20 protein-coding genes are annotated in these 19,891 nt (G+C 53.9%); 19 read left to right on the forward strand and 1 reads right to left on the reverse strand.

Annotation, left to right across the window (positions count from 1 at the left end):
* Window positions 1–10: 10 nt before the first annotated feature.
* The 11 genes from floA to recO all read left to right on the forward strand — a co-directional run bounded on the left by floA (window position 11) and on the right by recO (window position 9,388).
* A complete protein-coding gene (floA, locus tag BLT01_RS07925) occupies window positions 11–1,012 on the forward strand; it encodes a flotillin-like protein FloA (RefSeq protein WP_092096767.1) in 1,002 nt (333 codons plus the stop codon).
* A 30-nt stretch (window positions 1,013–1,042) separates the two neighbouring features.
* A complete protein-coding gene (locus BLT01_RS07930) occupies window positions 1,043–1,564 on the forward strand; it encodes a hypothetical protein (protein ID WP_092096770.1) in 522 nt (173 codons plus the stop codon).
* A gap of 69 nt (window positions 1,565–1,633) precedes the next feature.
* Window positions 1,634–1,882 carry a hypothetical protein gene (locus BLT01_RS07935; RefSeq protein WP_092096772.1) on the forward strand — a complete coding sequence of 83 codons (249 nt, stop codon included), beginning with the start codon at window positions 1,634–1,636 and terminating at the stop codon, window positions 1,880–1,882.
* The gene (locus BLT01_RS07940; protein ID WP_092096774.1) at window positions 1,869–2,993 is read left to right on the forward strand and encodes a sporulation protein YqfD; all 1,125 of its coding nucleotides are present in this window, start codon (window positions 1,869–1,871) and stop codon (window positions 2,991–2,993) included. The genes BLT01_RS07935 and BLT01_RS07940 overlap by 14 nt, the downstream gene beginning before the upstream one ends.
* Before the next feature lie 4 nt (window positions 2,994–2,997).
* Window positions 2,998–3,963 carry a PhoH family protein gene (locus BLT01_RS07945; RefSeq protein WP_092096777.1) on the forward strand — a complete coding sequence of 322 codons (966 nt, stop codon included), beginning with the start codon at window positions 2,998–3,000 and terminating at the stop codon, window positions 3,961–3,963.
* 209 nt (window positions 3,964–4,172) lie between these two features.
* Window positions 4,173–6,287 (forward strand): HD family phosphohydrolase, encoded by a 2,115-nt coding sequence (locus BLT01_RS07950; RefSeq protein ID WP_092096780.1) that lies wholly within the window; start codon window positions 4,173–4,175, stop codon window positions 6,285–6,287.
* Between the two features lie 18 nt (window positions 6,288–6,305).
* Window positions 6,306–6,794, forward strand: a complete 489-nt coding sequence (ybeY, locus tag BLT01_RS07955) for an rRNA maturation RNase YbeY (RefSeq protein ID WP_092096783.1) — start codon at window positions 6,306–6,308, stop codon at window positions 6,792–6,794.
* Window positions 6,781–7,143 carry a diacylglycerol kinase family protein gene (locus BLT01_RS07960; RefSeq protein WP_092096786.1) on the forward strand — a complete coding sequence of 121 codons (363 nt, stop codon included), beginning with the start codon at window positions 6,781–6,783 and terminating at the stop codon, window positions 7,141–7,143. Before ybeY ends, BLT01_RS07960 begins: the two co-directional genes overlap by 14 nt.
* Window positions 7,144–7,159: 16 nt before the next feature.
* Window positions 7,160–7,564, forward strand: coding sequence for a cytidine deaminase (locus tag BLT01_RS07965; protein ID WP_092096789.1), 405 nt, complete (start codon window positions 7,160–7,162; stop codon window positions 7,562–7,564).
* Window positions 7,554–8,468: a GTPase Era gene (era, locus tag BLT01_RS07970; RefSeq protein WP_176765083.1), complete on the forward strand. Its 915-nt coding sequence runs from the start codon at window positions 7,554–7,556 to the stop codon at window positions 8,466–8,468. Before BLT01_RS07965 ends, era begins: the two co-directional genes overlap by 11 nt.
* Window positions 8,469–8,575: 107 nt before the next feature.
* Window positions 8,576–9,388 (forward strand): DNA repair protein RecO, encoded by an 813-nt coding sequence (gene recO, locus BLT01_RS07975; RefSeq protein WP_092096791.1) that lies wholly within the window; start codon window positions 8,576–8,578, stop codon window positions 9,386–9,388.
* Between the two features lie 242 nt (window positions 9,389–9,630).
* Here the strand turns inward: recO and BLT01_RS07980 are convergent, their stop codons facing one another.
* Entirely contained in the window at window positions 9,631–11,010 is a 1,380-nt protein-coding gene (locus BLT01_RS07980; RefSeq protein ID WP_092096794.1) for a glycine--tRNA ligase, read from the reverse strand.
* Window positions 11,011–11,390: 380 nt separating this feature from the next.
* Here BLT01_RS07980 and BLT01_RS07985 point away from each other — a divergent pair, with 380 nt between their 5' ends.
* The 8 genes from BLT01_RS07985 to BLT01_RS08020 all read left to right on the forward strand — a co-directional run bounded on the left by BLT01_RS07985 (window position 11,391) and on the right by BLT01_RS08020 (window position 19,865).
* Entirely contained in the window at window positions 11,391–12,029 is a 639-nt protein-coding gene (locus tag BLT01_RS07985) for a helix-turn-helix transcriptional regulator (protein ID WP_176765084.1), read from the forward strand.
* A 10-nt stretch (window positions 12,030–12,039) separates the two neighbouring features.
* Window positions 12,040–12,855 (forward strand): pyruvate, water dikinase regulatory protein, encoded by an 816-nt coding sequence (locus BLT01_RS07990; RefSeq protein ID WP_092096797.1) that lies wholly within the window; start codon window positions 12,040–12,042, stop codon window positions 12,853–12,855.
* Window positions 12,856–13,103: 248 nt separating this feature from the next.
* Entirely contained in the window at window positions 13,104–14,921 is a 1,818-nt protein-coding gene (gene dnaG, locus BLT01_RS07995; RefSeq protein WP_092096800.1) for a DNA primase, read from the forward strand.
* A 31-nt stretch (window positions 14,922–14,952) separates the two neighbouring features.
* Window positions 14,953–16,065 carry an RNA polymerase sigma factor RpoD gene (gene rpoD / locus BLT01_RS08000; protein ID WP_092096803.1) on the forward strand — a complete coding sequence of 371 codons (1,113 nt, stop codon included), beginning with the start codon at window positions 14,953–14,955 and terminating at the stop codon, window positions 16,063–16,065.
* 189 nt (window positions 16,066–16,254) lie between these two features.
* Window positions 16,255–17,394 carry an acyl-CoA dehydrogenase family protein gene (locus BLT01_RS08005; RefSeq protein ID WP_092096805.1) on the forward strand — a complete coding sequence of 380 codons (1,140 nt, stop codon included), beginning with the start codon at window positions 16,255–16,257 and terminating at the stop codon, window positions 17,392–17,394.
* Between the two features lie 155 nt (window positions 17,395–17,549).
* A complete protein-coding gene (locus tag BLT01_RS08010; protein WP_092096807.1) occupies window positions 17,550–17,954 on the forward strand; it encodes a c-type cytochrome in 405 nt (134 codons plus the stop codon).
* A gap of 95 nt (window positions 17,955–18,049) precedes the next feature.
* Entirely contained in the window at window positions 18,050–18,769 is a 720-nt protein-coding gene (locus tag BLT01_RS08015; RefSeq protein WP_092096810.1) for a tRNA (adenine(22)-N(1))-methyltransferase, read from the forward strand.
* On the forward strand, window positions 18,744–19,865 hold the full coding sequence (locus tag BLT01_RS08020) for a Nif3-like dinuclear metal center hexameric protein (RefSeq protein ID WP_092096813.1): 1,122 nt from the start codon (window positions 18,744–18,746) through the stop codon (window positions 19,863–19,865). Before BLT01_RS08015 ends, BLT01_RS08020 begins: the two co-directional genes overlap by 26 nt.
* Window positions 19,866–19,891: the final 26 nt, after the last annotated feature.

Genomic DNA, 19,891 nt, shown 5'->3' on the forward strand with positions numbered 1-19,891 from the left:
AGGAAACAGAATGCTTGGATTAGGAACAATCGGGCTGATTATCGTCGCTTTTCTGGTGATAGTCGCCCTGTCCGTCTTCTTTACATTCGTGCCGGTCACGCTGTGGATTTCCGCATTGGCAGCCGGCGTGAAGGTCAGCATCTTCACATTGATCGGGATGCGTCTGCGCCGGGTGATCCCGAGCCGGATCGTCAACCCGCTCATCAAGTCCCATAAGGCCGGACTTGATGTGGCCATTAACCAGCTGGAGAGCCACTATCTCGCCGGCGGTAACGTTGACCGTGTCGTCAACGCCCTGATTGCGGCGCACCGGGCGAATATCCCGCTGACTTTCGAACGTGCGGCCGCGATCGACCTGGCAGGCCGTGACGTGCTGGAAGCCGTCAGCATGTCCGTCAACCCGAAAGTCATCGAAACGCCGTTTATTGCCGGTGTCGCCATGAACGGGATCGAGGTCAAGGCAAAATCCCGCATCACGGTCCGCGCCAATATCGACCGCCTCGTCGGGGGAGCCGGTGAAGAGACGATTATCGCCCGTGTCGGCGAAGGGATCGTTTCGACGATCGGTTCCGCAAAACATCACACTGTCGTTCTCGAAAACCCGGATAAGATTTCACAGACGGTTCTCTCGAAGGGTCTGGACTCCGGAACCGCGTTTGAAATTCTGTCAATCGATATCGCGGATGTTGATATCGGCAAAAACATCGGAGCCGAGCTCCAGACCGAACAGGCAGAAGCAGACAAAAATATTGCCCAGGCAAAAGCGGAAGAGCGCCGTGCAATGGCTGTTGCGAGCGAACAGGAAATGCGCGCGAAAGTCGGCGAAATGCGCGCCAAAGTCGTCGAGGCGGAGGCGGAAGTTCCGCTCGCCATGGCAGAAGCGCTCCGTTCCGGCAACATCGGCATCATGGATTACGTGAACTACAAAAACATCCAGGCAGACACCTCCATGCGTGAAACCCTCGGCAAAATGGGCAAGGAGCAGGATAAGCGCTCCGACGGCCAAAAATGATCCGCGGTCTGACGGAAAGGGGATGAGCTGATGGAACCGATCATCCTGCTGATCATCTCACTGATAGTCGGCTCCCTGTTCAAGGGAAAGGACAACCAGAAACCGCCGGCGCAAAAGCCGAACCAGCACCCGCGTCCCGAATCGCCCAAGCCGCCCGCCCAACATGGCGGAAATCTCAAGAATCTGACCAGGCAGCTGTATGAAGATCTCCAGAAAGAGATCCAGAATGAATCCGGTGAATTCCGGACGGATCCCCGCACTGGGGGAACAGCGCCCAGGCCAAATCGTGAGCGGCCGGGTGCGGACCGGGCAAAGCCGGCTGCCGATCGTACGACGGGAAGAATGGGAGACACGGTTGCCCAAACGGCGATTGACGCTCCTCCGGCGCCGAGCCGGCCCGAGCGGAAAGAGCGGATCCGGAAAACGGCACAGGATCCCGGAAAAGCGGACTATGCAGACCCGGAATCCTTATTTCCGGAAAACGAAGAAGATCTGGCACGTGCCATCGTGTTTGCTGAAATTCTTGGCCCGCCAAAAGCAAAGAGAAGATAAGCCGGTTGAACCCGGTGTGAATGCCCCTCCTCGGCTTGTCATAAACTGAAGGCCAAGGGGGGTTTTTGTATGCGCAGATTTTTCAGGATGGTCCCTTTTCTTGAAATCGAGGATCATCAGACGCTGCGGCTCAACGGGAAATTCACTATCGGAAAGATCGGGGAGCGTGCAGTCAGTCTCCGCCTTGCACCCTATGCGATGACACTTGAAGGGGAAGCGGTGAAAGTGGAGGAAATCGGAGACGAAGCGGCACTCATCACTTTTGAACGGCTGGACCGGCTGACGCTGATCCGGACAAGAGACCATGCGGACAGGTAAGCGGATCGGCGGACGGGATACCGTCCGGCTCGCGGTGACGGGAAGCCGGACCGATGCCTTTTTCTCGGCATGTGCCGCTTCCGGCATCCGCATGAGGGATGTCGTGAGGGACGGAGAACGGCTCCGGTTTTCCGTGAGGCGCAAGGACATGCCCGCGCTGCGGAAGCTCAGGAGAACATACCGGGTGCGGATCGCACTGCAGGCTGGACGATACGGAGTGATCTTGGATCTTACCCCTGTCCGCATCATAGCCGTTTTACTTTTCCTGTTCGCACCCCTTGCCTGTTCAGGAATGATCTGGTCGGTTGGTGTGGAAGGCGGCAAGCCGGAACGCCAAGAGCGGATCAGTGCTTATCTTGAGAAAAATGGAATCAGGCCGTTTATCCCGATCGGATCCGTTCCGGACGAGTCCGAAATCAGGAATGACCTGATGGTCGCTGACCCGGGCCTCAGCTGGGTGCGCGTGAGCCGTCAGGGCGGCCGCCTGACCATCCATCCGATCGAGGCTCCGGAAACAGGCGAGAGTGCAGAGGAAAAGTTGCCTCCTGCCCATCTGGCGGCTTCAAAGCGGGCAGTCATCACCCGGTTTGAACTGTCAAGCGGAGTCCGGAATGTTCTGCCGAACACGACAGTGGAAAAAGGGGATATTGTCGCTTCCGGAATTGTTACGCAGCGGGAAGACAGCCATGTGACCGGCGCGGCAGGCAAAGTATACGGGAATTACTACGTCGAGACCCGATTCGAGATGCCCGCAGTTATCCGTTACTCCGCACCGGGTGAACGGGCGTACCGGCTATCGGTCGGCAGTGATGCCGCTGGTGGGGATTCCTGGCGCGAGATTCCGCTTCCCTCTTTCCTCGCCCCTTTCCTGTCGGTGTCAGAAAGCCGTGACGGCTCGGCGAGAGAGGTGAAAATCACGGAGGAAAACGGAGAGCGGATCATCCTTTCCGTCTTGAAGGAAAAGCTGCTGGGGACACTTGATCCTGACGCGACTGTAAAGGATGAAAAAGTTTTGCGAGTGCATTATGATAATGATAAAGTAAAGGGGACCGTATTATTTCTCATAAATGAAAATATTGCCGTAAGAAAACAGATTCCCCAAGGAGATTGATCGATTGGAAGAAAACAACACGGTACAACTGCATGTAGAAGATCCAAATGAAGCGGTGATGCTTCTCGGCATCTCCGACCAGAACATGAAGCTGATCGAGGAAGAGATCGGCGTACGGGTGCTGACCCGGGGAGGCGTCATCGCGATAAAAGGTGAAGAAGAGCCCCGTGGAACCGCTCAGGAGCTTCTCAGCCAACTTCTGCGGGTCATTCGCAAAGGCATCAATATCAACCTCCGTGACGTGTCCACCGCGCTAGAGATGGCGAAGAACGGGACGATCGAGTACTTTGCGGAACTTTACGACGAAGAAATCGCCAGAAACTCCAAAGGCAAGGCAATCCGCGCAAAGACAATCGGGCAGCGTGAATATGTCCATGCCATCCGCGCGGAGGACATGGTGTTCGGCATAGGGCCTGCCGGAACCGGCAAAACCTATCTGGCTGTCGTAATGGCCGTCCAAGCATTGAAAAACGGACAGGTTAAACGGATTATTCTGACACGTCCTGCCGTAGAAGCGGGAGAAAATCTCGGCTTTCTTCCGGGTGACCTGAAGGAAAAGGTCGATCCCTACCTCCGGCCGTTGTATGATTCCCTTCATGATGTGCTCGGACCTGAACAGACAGAACGGCTGATCGAGCGGGGAACGATTGAAATTGCGCCGCTCGCGTATATGCGCGGACGGACTCTGGATGATGCGTTTGTCATCCTGGACGAGGCGCAGAATACAACGAAGGCTCAGATGAAAATGTTCATGACCCGGCTTGGCTTCGGTTCCAAGATGGTCATCACAGGCGACCAGACACAGATTGACCTGCCGCGGGGAACGGAATCAGGGCTCATTGTCGCCCAGCGGATCTTGAAAGAGGTTCAAGGAATCCGTTTTCAGCACTTTGAGCAGGCAGATGTCGTCCGCCATCCACTCGTGGCGAGAATCATTGAAGCATACGAAGCGAGCAGTCACCGGGAGTGAGCGAAACGGTTCACCGGCCGAGTACTCCTGCCTCAGCTGGAGTCCGGCCGGTTTTGTCGTCCTTCGGGCTGGAATCGTCCGGCTGAAGAAGGGGAAATACTGCGGTCATGAACCGTTGGTTACAGTTGCGAAAATGCGTGATGCGGTCCCAAAATCGGGGGTTGCGTTCGCGAAATCACGTTTTGGCCCGTCGCTAGGGGGAAGCTGTTATGTTCAAGGCGTTGCAAACGTTCATTGAAAAAATTTCGTTTTCCATTTTCTCCATCATTCTTCTCGGACTTTCCGCCATCCTGGCATTTACGATTATGCTGGGAAGCGTTAAGGACGAAACGTTTGATATCCGGATGTTCCATCTTGCCAATGAAACCATCCGGGCGACCAAGACGGTGGAAGATCCGGTCAAGACGGAGCAGGAAAGACAGCGCGCCGCGTCCGAGGTCACGCCGGTTTATGATTATGATGAAGAGGCTCCGGCAAACAGTGCGGCCATCGTGCGGTCTGTTTTCGACTATGCCTTGGATGCCAAAGCGGAAGCAGCGGAAGGCGATCAGAAAGAACCTCCGGATACAGAGCGTCAGATAGGGGATCTTCGAAAAAAGCTTGAAGATCTCGAGGAGTCGGGGGGCGGTTTCCGACTGAGCGACGACTTGCTCGGGATGCTTGTGCGCTCGGGCAATGACGAACTGGAAAAAGCCCGCGATACCGTCAGTTCGATAGTTTCCGGGGCCATGGAGCAGCCAATCCGGGATACGGAACTTGCGGACGCAAGGAATGACACGGAAGACCGGATCCGCACTGCTGCCATCCCGCATGGACTGATGCCGGCAGCGGTGGAGATCGGCCGCTCGAGCATCAAAATCAACGAGAAAGTGGATGAACAGCAGACCGAAGCAAGAATGGAACAGGCAAGGGCAGAGGTAGAACCTACACGGATCCTTCAAGGTCAGGTGATTGTCCAGGAAGGACAGATCATCGATAGGGAAGTTCACCGCCAGCTTGAGCTTGCGGGGCTTCTGAACGAAAACACTTCGCTCAGGCCGGTGCTGGCTCTGGGACTTTTCACGCTGTTGACTTTCTGGTTCATCTATCGCCATTTCAGGCAGCTGGAGCACCCGGGATACTTGAAAAAGAAATGGCTTTCTATCACACTGGTTGTCTATTTCCTCGCCATTGTCGCGATGAAGCTGCTTGCCGCGACGGAAATCGATTTTAATATGGCGCTGGCCTATGTTTATCCGACCGCGCTTGTGCCGTTTCTTCTCCGGCTTCTGACGGACGGAAGGGTGGCGCTTCTCCTGACTGTGCTGACCGCTGCAACCGGCGGGCTTTTGCTGCAGGAAGGGTATTCGCCGGTCGCCAATATGGAGATTGTGCTGTATCTTCTGTTCGGCGGTTTTGCCGGGCATTACCTGATCCAGGGTGATGGCCGCAGATCGTCGATCCTGACGGCCAGCTTTGGCGTTGCGCTTGTGAATGCGCTTTTTATCACATTCTATCTGCTCATGAACCAATCCCACTTTGGTTTGCAGGAGTGGTCGCTATTCATGATGGCGGCACTTGGTTCCGGCCTGTTGTCAGGCGCGCTCACTATTGGCCTGATGCCGTTTTTTGAAACAGTGTTCGGCATCTTGTCCGATCTGAAACTGGTCGAGCTGTCCAATCCGAATCATCCTCTTCTGAAGAGGATCCTCACAGAGACGCCGGGTACATACCACCACAGTGTCATGGTCGCCAATCTGTCCGATGCGGCATGCGAGGCGATTGGCGCAAATGGGCTCCTTGCCCGGGTAGGAAGCTATTATCATGATATCGGAAAGACCCGGAGACCGGCATTTTTCATAGAAAACCAGATGGCCGGCCCCAACCCGCATGATTCGCTGCCGCCCGACAAAAGCAGGGACATCATCATCGCCCATGCCACCGAGGGGGCAGAAATCCTGAAAAAGCACGGGATACCGAGAGAGCTTGTGGATATTGCACAGCAGCACCACGGAACGTCACTGCTCAAGTTCTTCTTCGTAAAAGCCGGGGAGTCCGGGGAAGTGGCGGACGAGGAGGCATTCCGTTATCCGGGTCCCAAGCCGCAGACAAAGGAAATCGCGGTCATCTCGATTGCAGACAGTTGTGAGGCGGCCGTACGATCGATGAAAGAGCCGACTCCCGAGAAGATCGAGCAGCTTGTCCGTTCCATCATCAAAGAAAAGATGAATGACGGTCAATTTTCGGAATGTGACCTCAGTTTCAGGGAACTGACTATTGTGGGGGAAGTGATCTGTACAACACTTAACGGGGTATTCCACAACCGGATCGAATATCCGAAGTGACCGACTGGAGGGCTTGAAATGAAATTGACAATCGATATGAGGGACGAAACCGGCACAGTCGGAGCAAAGGATCAGCAACTGGTCCTGCGGCTTCTGGAACACGCGGCCGAGATGGAGAACGTCGGCAATGCGGAAGTGTCCCTCACATTCATGGATGATGAATCCATCAGGGCAATCAACAGGGATTACCGGGAAAAGGACCGGGCGACCGATGTGATCTCATTCGCTCTTGAAGAAACGGTCGAAGGAGAGATGGCCCTGAGCACACCGGACGGCATGCCCCGTCTTCTCGGCGATATCCTCATTTCCTCGGAGACCGCTGACCGGCAGGCCGGAGAATATGGCCACAGCAGGGAACGGGAAATCGGTTTTCTGGCGCTGCATGGCTTTCTCCATCTGCTCGGCTACGACCATATGAATGAAGAAGACGAAAAAAAGATGTTCGGCCGACAGGAAGAAATTTTGGAGTCGTTCGGCCTGGGACGGGACACGGATGAACGTCCGTAAACTTTTCCGTTCCTTCCGGTATGCTTGGCGGGGAGTTGCAGAAGGGCTTCAAACTGAGCAGAATTTCAGGTTCCATCTCTTTGCGGCACTGCTCGTGACAATCCTTGGATGGCTGAGCGGATTATCCGGCTCTGAATGGCTGATCGTCATCCTGCTGTTCGGTGGGATGTTTGCATTGGAACTGGTGAACACAGCCATTGAGCGGGTTGTAGACCTCGTGTCTCCCGAACATCATCCGCTCGCCGGACAGGCAAAAGACGTCGCCGCGGGCGCTGTTCTTGTCTTTGCTGCAGCGAGTGCTGTGATCGGATGCATAATCTTCATCCCTAAATGGCTCAATCTCTTTTAATGAAGGTGGTTAATTAATGGAAAAACTACAACTGATGGATCGGGCAAAAGCTGTCCGCGAACTTGCTTATGTGCCTTATTCGAAATTCCAGGTAGGCGCCGCTCTTCTTACAGTGGACGGTGAAATGTTCGGCGGATGCAATATCGAGAACTCTGCATACAGCATGGCAAACTGTGCCGAGCGAACGGCTTTTTTCAAAGCGATCTCCGAAGGGCATCGTGACTTCAAGGCGCTTGCGGTGGTCGCGGATACGCCGGGGCCCGTTTCTCCTTGCGGCGCCTGCAGGCAGGTAATCGCGGAATTCTGTGATGGTGACATGCCCGTGTACCTGACAAATCTGAATGGGGACGTTCTGGAGACAACCGTAAGCGAACTCCTGCCGGGAGCCTTCAAGGCGGAGGACATGGAAAATGTTGAATAATCGTGAAGGTTACAAGTCAGGATTCATCTCGATCATCGGGCGCCCGAATGTCGGAAAATCGACTTTCCTCAACCGGGTGGTCGGGCAAAAAATCGCCATCATGAGCGACAAGCCCCAAACCACGCGGAACAAGGTCCAGGGCGTTGTCACTACGGAAGATAGCCAAATGATTTTCATCGATACGCCCGGCATTCACAAGCCGAAGCATAAACTCGGCGACTTCATGATGAAGGTGGCCAGAAACACGCTCAAAGAAGTGGACCTGGTCCTCTTTATGGCAAACGCCGATGAATCGCTCGGCAAGGGCGACGAATTCATTATGGAGATGCTTGGCGACAGCGGAACACCGGTCATTCTCGTCTTGAACAAAATTGACCTGATCCATCCCGACGAGCTGATCGGCGTCATCGATTCGTACCGGGAGCGGATGGACTTTGCTGAGATTGTGCCGATTTCTGCCCTTCAGGGGAACAACGTGGACAGGCTGATGGACGTGATCAAGGGCTATTTGCCTGAAGGACCTCAATACTATCCTGCTGACCAAGTGACAGACCACCCCGAGCGTTTTATCATCTCAGAACTGATTCGTGAGAAAGTTCTTCATCTCACTCGTGAAGAGATTCCGCACTCGGTGGCCGTCGTCATCGAACGGATCGCAAAACGGGAAGGACAGGAAACCGTTGATGTCAGTGCCACCATCATCGTGGAGCGGGATTCCCAGAAAGGAATTGTCATCGGCAAGCGCGGTGCGCTTCTTAAAGAAATCGGCACACGCGCCCGACAGGACATTGAGATGCTGCTTGGCAGCAAAGTGTACCTCGAGCTGTGGGTGAAGGTCCAGAAAGATTGGCGGAACCGGGCCAACCAGCTTAGGGAGTACGGTTTCCGGGAAGATGAATACTGACAGGACGCGGGCCGGGTGCCCGCGCTTTTATTCTCATCAGGGTTCGTAGAAGCCAGAATCATTTTGCATAGATAAATGCCTTTTTATAGTAAGGAGCAGTGGAACGAATGCTGAACAAATGGGAAGGTATCGTCCTCCGCACAGGGCCGTATGGCGAAACGAATAAAGTGGTGACGCTCCTGACCAGGGAAGCCGGAAAAGTGACCGCGATGGCCCGCGGCGCAAAAAAGCCAGCCAGCCGCCTAGCTGCAGTCACACAGCCATTTATTCACGGCATCTTCATGATTTACAAAGGGAGAGGGATGGGGACACTCCAATCAGGAGATCCGCTTAACCAGATGCGTCATCTGCATCAGGACATCACAGCAACTGCCTATGCAAGTTATATCGCCGAACTGATGGACCGTCTGATTGAAGATAACCAGCCGTCTCCTGCCCAGTTTGAACTCCTCAGGCAGGCGTTCCATGCCATTGACGAGGAATACGATCCGGAGGCGATTACTTTGTTTGTGGAATGGAAAATGCTCCCTGTAGCAGGAATCCATCCGGTCCTGCATCAGTGCGCAAACTGCGGGGCGATAGAGGGGGAGTTTGCATTTTCCTTCCAGGAAATCGGCTTTCTCTGCCATCGCTGCTTCCATGTCGACCCTTACCTGATCCGCCTGTCGCCTGCCCATCTCCGCCTGGTCCGGACGTTTTACACCGTCCCGATCGAGCAGGTGGGAAAGCTTACGCTCAAACCTGCGACAAAAAAATTTATGCGGAAAATTGTGCGGACCATTTATGATGAACAGGTTGGCCTCCGGCTTAAATCCGCCGCATTCCTCGATCAGCTCGACCGCATGCCGACTTTTGTCAGGGAAGAGCCGAAGGCTGCAGAAGGCCGGAATGAGGAAACAGCGCCGGATGAAGATGCATGACGTTGTTTCCCGGGAAATGCCGGCGACAGAATCATCCGGAAATTTCATGATCGGCTTTATGCGGATGCCGGTGTTCGGCGACGGGCACTTTTTGCAGATCTGAACAGCACAGACTAGCCCGATCAGACGATTTCCAAAGCTCTATCCAAAAAAAGAAAACTGCAGCCGAAAAGAGCTTCAAGCTCACTTCGACTGCAGTCTGGGGCAGCCCGCCGTTGCGGACTGCCTTTTTCATGTAAAAATCAGAATTCAAGGCGCTGTTCAATGAACGCGCGGACTTCGCTGATCGGCATGCGCACCTGCTCCATTGTATCCCGGTCGCGGACCGTGACCTGGCCGTCTTCCTTGGAATCAAAGTCATAGGTGATGCAGAACGGCGTACCGATTTCGTCCTGGCGGCGATAGCGTTTCCCGATCGACTGGGATTCATCGTAATCCACCGGGAACGCTTTGCGCAGGTCCGCCCAGACATCCTGTGCTTCATCCGAAAGCTTCTTGGAAAGCGGGAGGACCGCTGCCTTGAACGGCGCAAGTGCAGGGTGGAAGCGCAGGACCGTGCGCTGGTCATCTTCGCCGATTTTCTCTTCTTCGTAAGCATCGCACAAGAATGCGAGCGTAACGCGGTCCGCTCCGAGTGAAGGCTCGATGCAGTAAGGAACATACTTTTCGCCGGTATCCGGATCTGTCATTGTGAAGTCTTCACCGGAATGTTCCATGTGGCGCTTCAGATCAAAGTCGGTCCGGTCCGCAATGCCCCAGAGCTCGCCCCAGCCGAACGGGAATTTGTATTCGATGTCGACCGTTGCGTTCGAGTAGTGGGAAAGTTCTTCTTTTTCATGTTCGCGAAGGCGGACATTTTCATCCGTCATATTCAGCTGATCAAGCCAGTTTTTGCAGAAGTCGCGCCAATACGCATACCACTCGAGATCCTCGCCAGGCTTGCAGAAAAACTCCAGCTCCATCTGCTCAAATTCGCGTGTCCGGAACGTGAAGTTGCCCGGCGTGATTTCGTTTCTGAAGCTTTTTCCGACCTGTGCGATCCCGAACGGCAATTTTTTGCGCATGGATCTTTGGACGTTTTTGTAGTTGACGAAAATGCCCTGCGCAGTCTCCGGACGGAGATAGATGTCGTTCGAGGAAGAATCCGTTACACCCTGTGAAGTTTTGAACATCAGGTTGAACTGGCGGATTTCGGTGAAATCCTGTGCGCCGCAGTCCGGGCAGGAAATTTCGTGTTCGCGGATCAGTTCCTGCATTTTTTCGAACGGCATGCCGTCGACGACCATTTCGTTTCCTTCGGCTTCGAGTTTATTTTCGATCAGCTTATCCGCACGGTGGCGCGCTTTACAGCTTTTGCAGTCGATCATCGGGTCGTTGAAGTTGCCGACATGGCCGGATGCCTGCCAAACCTTCGGATTCATGAGGATGGCGGCGTCGAGGCCTACGTTGTACGGGGATTCCTGCACAAATTTCTTCCACCAGGCTTTTTTGATGTTGTTTTTGAGTTCCACGCCGAGTGGGCCGTAGTCCCAAGTGTTGGCCAGGCCGCCGTAGATATCGGAGCCCGGGAAGACGAACCCCCGGTGCTTGGCCAGATTGACGATTGTTTCCATTGAAGTCATGTCTGTTTCCTCCTTGAATTCTTTTCAGGCGATGTCAGAGGGCGTGCCGGACTGAACTGTGTTGACAGGCGGAATCATTGCGCACCAACACAAAAAACACCCGCCCCCGGACATATTCGTCCGGGGACGGGTGCCTGATGACCCGCGGTTCCACCCCGATTGGCCGGAAAACCGGCCCACTTTAAGAAGATCGGCTCGGGGGTGCCGCTTCATATCCATGCAGGCTTTCACCATCCCTGCTCGCTATTGCCGGATATTACTTGATTGTCCCTTCATCGCCGTATGGACTTTGACAACATTGTAGCATGGGATGAATCGTTTCGCAATCGGCGGGAGATTCGGATATAATGAACTAGGCTATTACCCATCAAGTACAGGATGTGAGTCGTATGGAACTCAATAAGCGTCAGGATGAGATCCTGGAGATTGTGAAGGCCGACGGGCCGATCACTGGCGAACAGATCGCGGAACGGCTCAGCCTGACCCGCGCCACAATCCGGCCCGACCTCGCCATCCTGACGATGGCAGGTTTTCTGGACGCCCGTCCTCGTGTCGGTTACTTTTATTCGGGCAAGAAAAAGGATCAGCATCTGACAGAGAATATGTTGAATATGAAAGTGCGGGACTTTCAGTCCATCCCGGTCGTCGTCCAGGAATCCCTTTCCGTCTATGATGCAATTACACAGATGTTCCTCGAAGACGTCGGCACACTGATTGTCGTGGATGACCAATCCAAGCTGAGCGGAATCCTTTCCAGAAAAGACCTTCTGAGAACAGCAATCGGCGGCACTGACTTGGAGAAAATTCCGGTGCATATGATTATGACGAGGATGCCGAACATCGCTTACTGCCGGAGAAACGAGGCACTTGTCCATGTGGCGAAGGTACTGATCGAACGGCAGATTGATGCGCTTCCGGTCGTCGAAGAGACGGATGAAGGGCTATCAGTCATCGGACGCATCACCAAGACAAACATCACCTCGGCGTTCCTGTCGCTGGCGGAAAATCACGATTTGTGAGAGGTGCCCTATGAATCAACTGAAAATGTATATCGTGTCCGATTCGCTCGGAGAAACCGGAGACCTGGTGGCGAAGGCGGCCATCAGCCAATTCCGGAAAGACTTCGAATCGACCGCGGTCAAACGGATCCCTCATGTGGAATCCACAGACCAGCTTAAAGAAATCACAGAGATCGCAGCAGAGCAGCATGCCATCATCTTGTATACGCTCGTCAAAGAAGAGATGAGAAACTGCCTCAAGCTTGAGTGCGAGCGGAGGAACATTCCCTCGATTGATCTGCTCGGCCCGATCATTGAAGTGATCGGCAGCACGCTGAACGAGCGCGCGTCGGAGGAGCCGGGCCGCGTCCGGTTGCTGGATGAAGACTATTTCCAGAAAATCGAGGCGATTGAATTCGCGGTCAAGTACGATGACGGCAGAGACCCAAGAGGCCTTCTGCTGGCGGATATTGTCCTTATCGGCGTGTCGCGCACCTCCAAAACCCCTCTGTCCCAATACCTTGCACATAAGCGTTATAAAGTCGCGAACGTGCCGCTCGTTCCGGAAGTGGAACCGCCCGAAGAACTGTTTAAGATCGATCCGGAAAAATGTTTTGGCCTTGTGATCTCACCGGAAAAACTGAATTCAATCCGAAAAGAGCGGCTTAAGGCGCTTGGATTGAAAGATGACGCGAATTATGCGAAAATCGAGAGGATCAAAGCAGAAATCGATCATTTCTACTCAGTGGCGGACAGGATCGGATGCAGGGTCATTGACGTAACCGACCGGGCAGTCGAGGAGACCGCGAACATCATCTTAAATATCAAACAGAAACGTGAACGATGAACGGCAGAACCGCCTCTTCGGAAGGCCGGTTCTTTTTTGCGGTGCTGCGCAGGATTGCAACCCGGAAGTTTAAAAAAACTTCTTTAATGCTGGAAATGCACTGTGAAGCGTATTATAATTGGATATTGTGAATAAAATGCGCGTAGTGGGCAGTTTTCTTCCCTCCTGCGCACTTTTTTGTCGAAGAATGAAGGATTCTTTTCTTGAATCTCGAATTCGAGAGTACGACCGAAAGTGTGGTGTGAAGGATGAAGCGGATTCCTGAGGAGAAGATCGAAGCGATCCGCTCCCAGACGGATATAGTCGGACTGATCGGTGAATATGTCCAACTGACAAAGAGGGGAAGGAACTGGTTCGGGCTGTGCCCGTTCCACGATGAGAACTCTCCATCCTTCTCGGTCTCTGAAGACAAGCAGATGTTCCACTGTTTCGGATGCGGGGCAGGCGGTAATGCCATCACATTTCTCATGGATGTCGAGAACCTGTCGTTCGTCGAGGCTGTAGCCAAACTGGGCGCTCGCACAGGGGTCGAGGTGGAGACCGGCGAAACGTCCGGAGAAAGGCAGATGCCGTCCGGCCAACGGAGGCTTCTGGAAGCTCACCGGTATGCAGCCGAGTTTTATCATCACCTGCTTTTGAACACGGTGGAAGGGGAGGACGCGCTCAACTATCTGTACGGACGCGGCTTCACGAAAGAGACCATCAATAAGTTTGGCATCGGATGGTCTCTGGGCAGCCGGGAGTCGCTTGTCACCCTGCTGAGACGTCAGGGCTTCACCGATGAGGAAATTGCGGAAGCCGGATTGGCGATTCTCCCCGAAAACGGAAATGGCGCATTTGACCGGTTCAGGAACCGGGTCATGTTTCCTCTCCACGATATGAACGGGAAAACGGTGGGTTTCTCCGGACGGATCATTGAAAAGACCGGAGACGAGCCGAAGTACCTGAACAGCCCCGAGTCACCGATCTTCAACAAAAGCGAAATTCTCTATAATTACCACAATGCACGTCTCGCAGCCCGCAAATCGGGTAATGTAATATTATTCGAAGGATTCATGGACGTCATTTCAGCAGATGCGGCAGGCATCCAGTCCGGTGTCGCCCTCATGGGCACATCGATGTCGGACAAGCACCTGTCGATGCTGGGGCGTGTGACAAATGAGGTCATCATTTGTACCGATGGAGACAATGCGGGATGGGAAGCGGCCAGGAGATTCAGTCGGATGTTCCCATCGAACCGCCTGGGTGCCAAAGTAGCCATCGTGCCCGAAGGCCTGGATCCGGATGATTACTTGAAAAAGTATGGGGGAGAAGCTTTCAGGGAAAACATCATCGGCCAGCCGCATACGCTTCTGTCCTTTTCAATGATGTATGCCAGACGTGACAAGAACCTGAAAAATGAAAATGACCTCCTTCAGTATATCCACGAAGTTTTGGAGGAACTGGCCGGTAAGACGACACCAGTCGAGCGCGACCTCTATCTGAAACAGCTGGCGGAGGAGACGGGCGTCTCTGTGGAGGCGCTCACGGCGCAGTTCAGGAAGTCGGAAGCCCGGCATACGCGGAGAGAAAGGAATGCACCGCCGCCTGAAAGCCGGCCTGCCGAGCCGGCACCCCATCGCGGGAAAACAAGGAAATCCCCGGTGGCAAGGGCGGAGCGGATCATTTTATCGCACATTCTCCGTGACGGTGCCCTCTTTGCCCAATTCAGGGACTCGGACGAGGGCAGCCCGTTCTTCCATGATGAATATACGGCGATTTTCGTCAGACTTGCAGGATTTTATGAGGAATATGGCGAACCGGATGTACATCGCTTCTGTGAAACACTTGACGATTCAGAACTGAGGAGAATCGTGATGGAAACGGCGATGAACGAGCTTTCCGGAGATTACGCCGAAGAAGAGATCCGGGACAGCTTGAGACATATCAGAAAATACAGGATCGAAATGGAAATCAGCGAAAAGCTGCAGCAATCGAAGGAAGCGGAAAAGATGAGCAATCTGAGCCGCGCGCTTGAACTATCCAGAGAAATCATCGCATTGAGGAAGTCCTTGTCGGCCATCTGAGTGTGCCGGCTTTTGCAGGAGGAGGAGTAAAATGGCAGACCTTTCAGGGCAGTCCAATGAGCATGAACACGAAATGACTATTGAGGAAATGAAAACACAACTGCTAGAGCAGGGCAAAAAGGCCGGCGAGTTGGCGTTTGATTATGTAACGGAGAAACTATCCGCTTTTGATATGGAGCCGGATCACTTCGAGGAATTCCTTGATCAACTCGAGGAACAGGGAATTGAAATCGAGCGCAAAGGAAAGGGCCAGAAAGGCGAGGATGGCGAGGAAGAAGAATTCGATCTCAACGATCTGAGCGTGCCGCCCGGAGTCAAAATCAATGACCCTGTCAGAATGTATCTGAAAGAAATCGGCCGTGTCGACCTCCTTTCTGCGGATGAGGAAATCGCGCTTGCCAAACGTATCGAGGACGGCGATGAGGAAGCGAAAAAACGGCTTGCGGAAGCCAACCTGCGGCTCGTCGTGTCGATTGCCAAGCGCTACGTGGGGCGGGGCATGCTTTTCCTCGACCTGATTCAGGAAGGGAATATGGGCCTGATCAAAGCGGTTGAGAAATTCGATTACCGTAAAGGTTTCAAATTCAGTACGTACGCAACGTGGTGGATACGCCAGGCCATCACACGCGCAATTGCCGACCAGGCGAGGACCATCCGGATTCCTGTCCATATGGTCGAGACGATCAACAAACTGATCCGCGTCCAGCGTCAGCTTCTCCAGGATCTAGGACGCGAACCGACTCCTGAGGAAATCGGTGAAGAGATGGACCTTCCGGCGGAAAAAGTCCGGGAGATCCTGAAAATTGCCCAGGAGCCGGTCTCCCTTGAGACCCCGATCGGGGAAGAAGACGATTCTCACCTCGGGGACTTTATCGAAGATTCAGAGGCGCAGTCACCGTCTGACCATGCTGCCTATGAATTGCTTAAAGAGCAGCTTGAAGACGTCCTGGATACCCTGACTGACCGTGAGGAGAATGTGCTTCGTCTTCGCTTCGGATTGGATGACGGCAGGACCAGAACGTTGGAAGAAGTCGGAAAAGTGTTTGGCGTCACCCGTGAACGGATCCGTCAAATCGAGGCCAAGGCACTTCGTAAGCTTCGTCACCCTTCCCGTTCCAAGCGCCTGAAGGATTTTCTTGAATAATGAATCAGCTATCCGCGGTTCCTCTTGGGACCGCGTTTTTTATATTCCCGAAACGGTATCGCCTGCAGGCGTAAAATGTGATAAGCGGGGATACACGAAACCCTTTGAATCTTTCATTCGAGGTTGTTAAGCGAGCGCTCGTTCAGTTATACTGTTTTTGAAAGCGTATTCACAAAAGGGGGATGCAATATGAACTTTGATCTGACTGATGAGCAGCAGATGATCCGAAAGACGATCAGGGAATTTGCCGACGAGGTCGTAGCTCCGGGGGCGATTGGGCGCGACAGGACTAAGGAATTCCCAAGAGATATTTTCCGGCAGCTTGGGGAAATGGGGATGATGGGCCTTCCGTTTGAGGAAAAGTACGGCGGAGCCGGTGCCGATACAATCAGCTTTGCCATCGTGACGGAGGAGCTCAGCCGGGCATGCGCATCCACGGGAATCACTTACTCTGCACATATTTCACTTGGGGGAGCTCCATTGAACCTGTTCGGGACGGAGGAGCAAAAGCAACAGTATCTTGTGCCGATCTGTACGGGCGAATCGCTCGGTGCATTTGGCCTGACCGAGCCGAATGCAGGCTCCGATGCAGGGGGCACGCAAACGACGGCGAAGCCGGAGGGGGACGACTTCGTCATCAATGGCAGCAAGGTTTTCATCACCAATGCCAGCTATGCCAAGCACCTTGCACTTACCGCCATCACCGGAACGGAAGACGGAAAAAAGGAGATTTCCGCAGTCATTGTCCCGACCGATGCGGATGGATTCCAGGTAATCGACAATTATGAAAAGATGGGACTGAACGCTTCGAATACAACGGAGCTCGTTCTTGAAAATGTCCGGGTACCGCAGGAAAACCTGCTTGGGAAGCGGGGCAATGGCTTCCGCCAGTTTCTGGTCACGCTGGATGGCGGCCGGATCGGAATCGGCGCGATGGCGGTCGGAATCGCACAAGCAGCGTTTGACAGGTCTCTCCAATATGCTAAGGAACGCAAACAGTTTGGGCGAGCCATTGCAGATTTCCAGGTTAATCAGTTTAAATTGGCGGATATGGCCCTGAAGATCGAACTGGCGAGAAACATGGTATATAAAGCTGCTTGGCTTAAAGACGAGGGACGCCCGTTTTCTAAGGAAGCTGCGATGTGCAAGCTTTATGCATCTGAAATCGCCATGGAAGTGGCTGATGAGGCCATCCAGCTTCATGGTGGTTATGGTTACATGAAGGAGTATGAGGTCGAGCGCTATATGCGTGACGCGAAGCTTCTGGAAATCGGTGAGGGAACGTCCGAAGTCCAGCATCTCGTGATTGCGCGCCAGATCGGTGTGTAAGTCACCGGACTTCCATCGGACTTTTGCCGAATTTGTCACAAAGTCGCAAAACTTTCCCGGCTAATGCTTTCAGTTTTCAGGGGAATGCAGTACAATATGTATTGTTCACTGTATATAACTGTACAGCTATCTCACGGAAAAGGGGGTTTTAGTCGATGAACAGAAATCCTGTCGTACCTTATATCCTGATCATGGCCCTCGGGATCGGCCTTATTTTCTTCATGTCTCTGTACGGGCTGGATAACCAGAAGGAAATCGCAGCCGACCAAGAGCAATCCGAGGATAGCGGTGGCGATACCGCTACAGGCGAGGCCGGTGGAGAAGGCGGAGACGAAGCTTCCTCCGGTGACTTCGATCCAGAGGCACTTGCACAAGGTAAGTGTGTTTCTTGCCACGGCCAGAACTACGAAGGCGGAGTGGGTCCAAGCCTGGTTGGCGTTGATTTGAGCGCTGACGAAGTCAAAGACGTTCTGAAGAACGGTAAAGGCGCGATGCCTGGCGGTCTCGTCCCGGACGAGAACCTCGATGCGATGGCTGAATGGGTGCTATCGCTTCAATAATGAACTCGCTCTAGGAGCCCTTATCCTGATTTCCGGATAAGGGCTTTAACATTTTGCTCATAGTCGTTTACAATTTCACAAGGAGGTGTCGCTAAATGAATGTCAACAAGCTGTCCAAGCGGCTGCAGACAGTCGCTTCTTACATCGGACAGGATGCCGTCCTGGCGGATATCGGAAGCGACCACGCCTACCTGCCGGCCCACCTGGCACTTAGGGGCCGGATTCGCAGGGGCATTGCCGGGGAAGTGGCCAAGGGACCTTATGACTCCGCGGTAACGACAATCCGGGAGACGGGCCTTGACGGAAAAGTCGAAGCGAGACTGGCAGACGGACTTGAGGCCATCCGTGAAGAAGACGGTGTGGACACGATTTCCATAGCAGGAATGGGTGGGCCGCTGATCGCCTCGATATTGGAAAAACGAAAAAACCGGCTGAAGGGTGTCCGCCGCCTGGTTCTTCAGCCGAACATCCATGCTGTGGCAATCCGCTCATGGGCGATGACGAACGGCTGGCATATCACAGAAGAAGACATCTTCGAAGAAGACGGAAAGATCTATGAAGTGCTTGTGCTTGAACGGGGAACGTCCGTTTATGATGACTCCGAGCTGAGGTTCGGGCCGATCCTGTCCAAGAGGCAGCCGCCCGCATTCAGGAAAAAGTGGGCGCATGAAGCAGCTTCACTCCAGAAAATTTTGGAGCAGATGAAGGTAGCAACCCCTTCAGCGGAGCGTGAGGCAAAAGAAAGAGAACTGAAGCGCTCACTTGATCAAATCATGGAGGTGCTCGCGAATGGAGAAAAAAGCGACCGTCAATGACATCATTCGCCTGATGGAAAATTGGGCGCCGAAAAAATTCGCGTATGACTGGGATCCCGTAGGTCTTCAGATCGGAAGGCCGGATGCCTCTGCCGGAAAGGTCCTTGTTACTTTGGACGTGACAGAAGAGGTGGTCATCGAGGCGGCTGAAGCGGGCGCCGGGTTGATCATCGCCCATCATCCGCCGCTTTTCCGCCCGTTGAAGTCGGTCAGGACCGACACACCGAACGGCCGGATCGTGGAACTGTGCCTGCGCCATGGAATCTCTGTGTATGTATCCCATACCAATCTTGATGTTGCACCGGGCGGCGTGAACGACATGCTTGCGCAAAAACTCGGGCTTTCCGGAATCTCGATCATGGAAGAGACCTATAGGGAGCCGCTGTTCAAGCTGGCTGTTTTCACGCCGCATGACAGCGTTGAGAAGGTCCGTAAGGCCCTCGGCGATGCAGGCGCCGGTGCAATCGGAGAGTACACACACTGTAGCTATGAGCTGGAGGGGACGGGACGCTTCACCCCGTCGGAAGGGGCCGACCCTTACATCGGGAGCGTGGGCAAAGAGGAGGCGGTCTCCGAAACGAAGATCGAGGTGGTGCTCACCGGTTCGATCCGCACGCGGGTCGAGCAGGCCATGATCGAAGCCCATCCTTATGAAGAGCCGGCCTATGACTTTTTCGTGCTCGACCAGAGACTCGAGGAATACGGAATCGGGCGTGTCGGACATCTTCCAGAAGCGATGTCCCTGGAATCGTTCGCAGAGCATGTCAAAGAACGCCTTGGCGTTCCGGCTCTCCGTGCAGTGGATGGAGGAAACGAAAAAATCCGGACCGTGGCGGTGCTGGGAGGATCCGGTGCCAAGTACGTCGGTGCCGCTATCGGTAAAAAGGCGGATGTGCTCGTGACGGGAGACATCGATTTCCATTCGGCACAGGACGCCGCAAATCTCGGACTCTCCATTGTCGATCCCGGACACCACATCGAACGGATCATGGTCGGAGGAGTCAGGGAGCGCCTGGAAAAGGACGCGGAAAAAGCCGGCATCAGCTGCGGATTCATCGAATCGGCAATTGTCACAGAACCATTCAAGTTCATGTAAACAAAAAACGGGACTGCCCAATTGGA

The sequence above is a fragment of the Bhargavaea beijingensis genome, assembly GCF_900101985.1.
In the GTDB taxonomy this organism is placed as follows: Bacteria; Bacillota; Bacilli; order Bacillales_A; family Planococcaceae; genus Bhargavaea; species Bhargavaea beijingensis.

Excerpts from the sequence above, each read along its gene's own strand:
- BLT01_RS07950 (WP_092096780.1), top strand. The coding sequence starts at position 4,173 with ATGTTCAAGGCGTTGCAAACGTTCATTGAAAAAATTTCGTTTTCCATT.
- BLT01_RS08015 (WP_092096810.1), top strand. The coding sequence starts at position 18,050 with ATGAATGTCAACAAGCTGTCCAAGCGGCTGCAGACAGTCGCTTCTTAC.
- BLT01_RS07990 (WP_092096797.1), top strand. The coding sequence starts at position 12,040 with ATGAATCAACTGAAAATGTATATCGTGTCCGATTCGCTCGGAGAAACC.
- BLT01_RS07930 (WP_092096770.1), top strand. The coding sequence starts at position 1,043 with ATGGAACCGATCATCCTGCTGATCATCTCACTGATAGTCGGCTCCCTG.
- rpoD (WP_092096803.1), top strand. The coding sequence starts at position 14,953 with ATGGCAGACCTTTCAGGGCAGTCCAATGAGCATGAACACGAAATGACT.
- BLT01_RS08020 (WP_092096813.1), top strand. The coding sequence starts at position 18,744 with ATGGAGAAAAAAGCGACCGTCAATGACATCATTCGCCTGATGGAAAAT.
- BLT01_RS07965 (WP_092096789.1), top strand. The coding sequence starts at position 7,160 with ATGGAAAAACTACAACTGATGGATCGGGCAAAAGCTGTCCGCGAACTT.
- ybeY (WP_092096783.1), top strand. The coding sequence starts at position 6,306 with ATGAAATTGACAATCGATATGAGGGACGAAACCGGCACAGTCGGAGCA.
- era (WP_176765083.1), top strand. The coding sequence starts at position 7,554 with ATGTTGAATAATCGTGAAGGTTACAAGTCAGGATTCATCTCGATCATC.
- BLT01_RS07980 (WP_092096794.1), bottom strand. The coding sequence starts at position 11,010 with ATGACTTCAATGGAAACAATCGTCAATCTGGCCAAGCACCGGGGGTTC.
- BLT01_RS07940 (WP_092096774.1), top strand. The coding sequence starts at position 1,869 with ATGCGGACAGGTAAGCGGATCGGCGGACGGGATACCGTCCGGCTCGCG.
- floA (WP_092096767.1), top strand. The coding sequence starts at position 11 with ATGCTTGGATTAGGAACAATCGGGCTGATTATCGTCGCTTTTCTGGTG.
- BLT01_RS08005 (WP_092096805.1), top strand. The coding sequence starts at position 16,255 with ATGAACTTTGATCTGACTGATGAGCAGCAGATGATCCGAAAGACGATC.
- BLT01_RS08010 (WP_092096807.1), top strand. The coding sequence starts at position 17,550 with ATGAACAGAAATCCTGTCGTACCTTATATCCTGATCATGGCCCTCGGG.
- BLT01_RS07935 (WP_092096772.1), top strand. The coding sequence starts at position 1,634 with ATGCGCAGATTTTTCAGGATGGTCCCTTTTCTTGAAATCGAGGATCAT.
- recO (WP_092096791.1), top strand. The coding sequence starts at position 8,576 with ATGCTGAACAAATGGGAAGGTATCGTCCTCCGCACAGGGCCGTATGGC.
- dnaG (WP_092096800.1), top strand. The coding sequence starts at position 13,104 with ATGAAGCGGATTCCTGAGGAGAAGATCGAAGCGATCCGCTCCCAGACG.
- BLT01_RS07960 (WP_092096786.1), top strand. The coding sequence starts at position 6,781 with ATGAACGTCCGTAAACTTTTCCGTTCCTTCCGGTATGCTTGGCGGGGA.